Here is a 4,579-nt window from a genome sequence, read left to right on the forward strand (position 1 = left end):
GGCCTCTGGAGCGGTGCGTACGCCCACCACCCGCGCGACCAGGACGCCGCCCGAGGGAAGCTCCGCGACCTGAAGCGCGAGGCGGGCCGCGAACGCGGCAGGGCCCGCTCCGCCGTCGAAGCGGCCGAGCGGGCCCACGCGAGCCGGGTCGGCGAGGCCCGGGCGCACCTGGACCGGCTCCGGTCCCCGGACCGGGGGTCGCTGAGGTCCTCCCTCGGGGACAGCCTGCGGCTGTACGACCGAGCCCTGGAGGTGACGGCCGAGGGCCGTACGGCGGAGTACCCGCTGCACGAGGTCGCGCTCCTCGACGAGTACTCCGGCACCGACGGCCACGTCTACGTGGCGCTTCCGACCGGCCGTCGGCAGATGGTCTCCGTCCCGCTGGACGGGACGCCCGAGGCCGAGGTCCGGAAGTTCGTCGTCGAGGTGTTCAACGCCGCCGCCGACGCCAAGGCGGCCACGGCCGAACGCCAGGCGCTCGTGCCCCGGGCCGAGGCCGACCTGCGCGAAGCGGTCGAGGACACGGCCGACCAGGAGGAGGCCCGGCGCCGGCTCGCCGACGTGCTGGCCCGCCAGAAGGCGGACACGCGCATCCCCGGGGCCCGCCGCGAACTGGACGAGGCACGGGACCGGTGGCAGAGGCTCACCGGCCGGCGGCCGGTGTAGCCGGGCCGCCGCCCGTCAGGCCCGGTGCACGCCCTAGCCTTCGACGACCTGGACCTTGTCGGCCTGCATCCCCTTCTGGCCCTGGACCGCCTCGAACGTCACCCGCTGGCCCTCGACGAGGGACTTGAAGCCGGCCCCCTCGATCGACCTGAAGTGCACGAACAGGTCCGGGCCGGACTCCGGGGTGATGAACCCGTAGCCCTTCTCGTCGTTGAACCACTTCACGGTGCCGTTCTGGCGGTCGGCCATGTCCACTCCTTGCACAGGGATCACACTGACCGCGCCAGTCTCTCACGCAGCGGAGCCGCTCCGACGCGAAGCGCAGCGGCGGCCGCCGGGACGTTCGCGGTGACCGTGCCCCCGACCTCCGGTACGGCCTACTGGGTGGCGTCGCAGTCCTGACAGCGGCTGGTCGCGGAGCGCTGGGTGTTGCCCCCGGTGGCGTGCAGCGGGTTGGAGTCGGAGAGCCGGCGCCACGCCCCCGGCGAGGGGTCGAGCACCCAGCCGTAGACCGGCGGTTCGACGTCGGCCGGGAGGATGTGGGGGCAGCCCGGCAGATGCGCCTTCCGGCTGGCGTGGACGATGATCGCCGACGGCGGCCAGCCGTCCCACTCGGCGCCGGGCGCGCCCTCGCGGGGCTGCGCCCGCGGAGCGCAGTCCGCGCAGTTGCTCAACTCGTGGCGGCAGTAGTCCATCGGTCCTCATCCCGTCCGGCTCGCGCCCGAGTCTACGGGTGCGCGAGCGGCGGATGGGCCTGCGGCGGGGCGGCGGGCCGCCCGCTCTGCCGACGGCTAAGTCGGGCCCGGGCGGGGGCCGGTCCTCACTACAGTCCCGTTCCATGACGATGGTCACCACGCGTACGGTCGAGTACCCGGCCGACGGAATGACGATGATCGGGCACCTCGCGCTGCCCGCCGGAACCGGCCGCCGGCCCGCGGTCCTGATCGGGCCCGAGGGGCCCGGCCTGAACGACTTCCAGCGCCGCCGGGCCGACGCCCTCGCCGAACTGGGCTACGTGGCACTGGCCTTCGACCTCCACGGCGGGCGCTGGATCAGCGACCCGCAGGAGATGCTGGCGCGGGTGATGCCGCTGCTCGACGACCCCGACCGGATGCGGGGCATCGGCCACGCGGCCCTCGACGTGCTGCTCGCCGAACCGCGGACCGACCCCGAGCGGATCGCCGCCATCGGCTACGGCACCGGGGGCGCGATCGCGCTGGAACTCGGGCGTGACGGCGTCGACCTGCGGGCGATCGGGACGGTGAACGGCCTGGTCACGGGCCGTCCGGGGGAGGCCGCCCGGATCCGCTGCCCGGTGTGGGCCGGGGTCGGGTCGGAGGACCCGATCATGCCCGCCGAGCGGCGGGACGCCTTCGCCGCCGAGATGCGGGCCGCGGGCGTCGACTGGCGCCTGGTGGTCTACGGCGGCGCCCAGCACGCCTTCCACCACCCGACGGTCGGCCACGCCGTGCTCCCCGGCGTCGCCCACCACCCGCGGCAGGCCCAGCGGGCCTGGCGCGACATCGTCGGCCTGCTCGACGAGTGCCTGCCCGTACAGGAGTGAGCCCCGGCCCCTGCCCGTCGACCGACCGGGTCGACGGGCAGGGCGGGCACCGGGGCGGGGCCCCTTGCCGGCGGACGTCCTACAGGTGGACGTCGGAGACCTCGAAGGTCTGCACGGTACGGGCGTTGAAGTAGGACCAGAACCGGGTGCCGCGCATCACGGTGTCCGCGTGCTGCTGGTAGCGCTCACCGCCGGCGTCCGTCCCGGTGGCCCACCGCTCGACCAGGGCACCGTCCTGTCCGGGCCTGCCGAACCGGGAGAGGTCGAAGTTGATCCACTGTCCTTCCCCGTAGTTCACGGCGACGATGACCAGCTTGTGGTTCACGCTGTCGTAGGCCGCGACGGCGTCGGGGTGGCCCGCGTCGATGATCGTCATGCCGGGGCGGATGTGCCGCATGTACTGGGCGAGCAGGAAGTACTTCGGGTTGACGGCGCCGATCACCCCGTTGGTGAGGGTGATCGCCCCGTAGTTCTCCCAGTCGAGGATCTGCCAGATGACCCACGCCGTGGGGTGCAGCCAGCGCAGGTCGAAGTTGAGGTTCCGGGCGAGCTGGAGGCCGCTGGTGTCACCGTCGCCGTACTCGGACATCCAGATGTTCTTGCCGTCCGCCGCCACCATCTTGTACAGCGCGTCGCGGTCACCGTCGACGTCGTAGCCGTGGACGTTCACCCGTCCCACGGCCGCGCGGGTGGCGGCGTCGAAGTCGGGGTTGTCGTGCCAGTTGTACGCGGCGCTGCCGACGCCCCAGTCGTCGAGGCCCGCCACCATCATCCAGTGCAGGCCGCGCGCGTCCAGCTGGGTGCGGGTCTGCCGGATGATCTCGGCCAGTCGGGGCCGGTCGTAGTGGCAGCCCTCCTGTCCGCCGATGAGGTCCGGCGAGTAGCCACCCCAGTTGGCCCCCGGCTCGTTGACCGGTTGGACGGAGGTGAAGTCGATGCCCCAGTGATCATGGGCGTACCGGGCCACCGTCGCCATGTACGCCGCGTGGCGGCCGAAGTTGTCGTCCCGCAGGTTGCAGCTCCAGCCGTCCGGCGCTCCGCGGGGGTCGTCGTTCTTCAGCATCCACCACATCGGCGAGTTGCTGAAGAGCTCGAACCTGTCGGCGCCGCGGTCCCGGGCCAGCCACATCATGTCGCGCTGGTGCGCGTCGGCGTTCCAGTTCCAGCTGGACGACTGCGGGTCCGCGGAGGCCCAGTCGAGCTGGTAGCCCTCGATCTGCTTGAAGCCGTCCAGTGTCGGACCGGGCTTCATCGTCCTGCCGCCGATGCTGTTCGTTCCCGAGCCGCCGACGTTGTAGCGGACCACGTTCATCCCCAGCCCGGGTACCGTCTGCCCCTGGAACCGGACGGTCTTCCGACTGAACAGCACATCGGCCAGGTCCTCCCGGGGGCCGAGCTGGTTGGCCCACCAGGCCAGCGAGGTGCCCCACCCTTCCCAGGTCCCCCAGTTGGCCGACGGATTCACCGTCGTGGTGAAGTCGGCCCAGGCCGGTCGGGCGGCGGAGAGCACCGCCATCGCTCCGGCCGGCAGGCCCACCAGTCCACGCAGAACCGTACGACGTTCCATCAAATCCCCCTGAACGGAATCCGCGCGCCCGGATGTGGGGCGTGCGCGAAGCGCTCAGTCTGCACCACCGGCGAGAGGCGGAACCAGTGTGCTGTTGATCACTTCCCGGCCCTGTGGTTGCCGGTCTCACGGAGCTGTGGTGTCCCAGGATTCCGGGCCGAGGGGCTGGGTGAGCCGCAGGGCGGTGTCGATCAGCGGGACGTGGCTGAAGGCCTGGGGGAAGTTGCCGACCTGGCGCTTGAGGCGCGGGTCCCACTCCTCGGCGAGCAGGCCCAGATCGTTGCGGATCGACAGCAGGCGCTCGAACAGTTCGCGGGCCTCGTCGGTGCGGCCGATCAGGGCGAGGGCGTCGGCGAGCCAGAAGGAGCAGGCGAGGAAGGCGCCTTCGTCGCCCGGCAGGCCGTCCACTCCGCCGTCGGTGGGGTAGCGCAGGACGAAGCCGTCCTCGGTGGACAGTTCGCGCTGGATGGCCTCGATGGTGCCGATGACGCGCTTGTCGTCCGGGGGTAGGAAGCCGACCTGGGGGATCAGCAGCAGGGAGGCGTCGAGTTCGGCTGAGCCGTAGGACTGGGTGAAGGTGTTGCGGTCCGGGTCGTAGCCGTGCTCGCAGACGTCGGCGTGGATGGTGTCGCGCAGCGCGCGCCACCGCTCCAACGGGCCCTGCTCGTCGGTCCGTTCCAGCAGTTCGATGGTGCGGTCGACGGCGACCCAGGCCATGACCTTGGAGTGGACGAAGTGGCGGCGGGGGCCGCGGACCTCCCAGATGCCCTCGTCGGGGTTCT

General features: G+C 72.1%; 6 protein-coding genes. 2 read left to right on the top strand and 4 right to left on the bottom strand.

All coding sequences use genetic code 11. The features are described 5' to 3' along the window. Positions 1-666: hypothetical protein (locus tag ACFU7Z_RS36695; RefSeq protein ID WP_380782398.1), on the top strand; the 666-nt coding region annotated here is incomplete at its 5' end. A 33-nt stretch (positions 667-699) separates the two neighbouring features. Here the strand turns inward: ACFU7Z_RS36695 and ACFU7Z_RS36700 are convergent. Continuing rightward, positions 700-915: a cold-shock protein gene (locus ACFU7Z_RS36700; RefSeq protein ID WP_049650536.1), complete on the bottom strand. Its 216-nt coding sequence runs from the start codon at positions 913-915 to the stop codon at positions 700-702. 128 nt (positions 916-1,043) lie between these two features. Then, the gene (locus ACFU7Z_RS36705; protein WP_380745430.1) at positions 1,044-1,361 is read right to left on the bottom strand and encodes a hypothetical protein; all 318 of its coding nucleotides are present in this window, start codon (positions 1,359-1,361) and stop codon (positions 1,044-1,046) included. A 143-nt stretch (positions 1,362-1,504) separates the two neighbouring features. Here ACFU7Z_RS36705 and ACFU7Z_RS36710 point away from each other — a divergent pair, with 143 nt between their 5' ends. Further along, complete coding sequence (locus tag ACFU7Z_RS36710; protein ID WP_380782399.1) at positions 1,505-2,230, top strand: dienelactone hydrolase family protein; 726 nt, start codon at positions 1,505-1,507, stop codon at positions 2,228-2,230. A 79-nt stretch (positions 2,231-2,309) separates the two neighbouring features. Here ACFU7Z_RS36710 and ACFU7Z_RS36715 read toward each other — a convergent pair whose 3' ends face one another. Further along, positions 2,310-3,797: a glycoside hydrolase gene (locus ACFU7Z_RS36715; RefSeq protein WP_380745434.1), complete on the bottom strand. Its 1,488-nt coding sequence runs from the start codon at positions 3,795-3,797 to the stop codon at positions 2,310-2,312. A gap of 126 nt (positions 3,798-3,923) precedes the next feature. Further along, the coding region (locus ACFU7Z_RS36720; protein WP_380782401.1) for a glycoside hydrolase family 15 protein at positions 3,924-4,579 on the bottom strand (656 nt) is incomplete at its 5' end.

Origin of the sequence: Kitasatospora sp. NPDC057518 (assembly GCF_042802075.1) — a bacterium.
In the GTDB taxonomy this organism is placed as follows: Bacteria; Actinomycetota; Actinomycetes; order Streptomycetales; family Streptomycetaceae; genus Kitasatospora.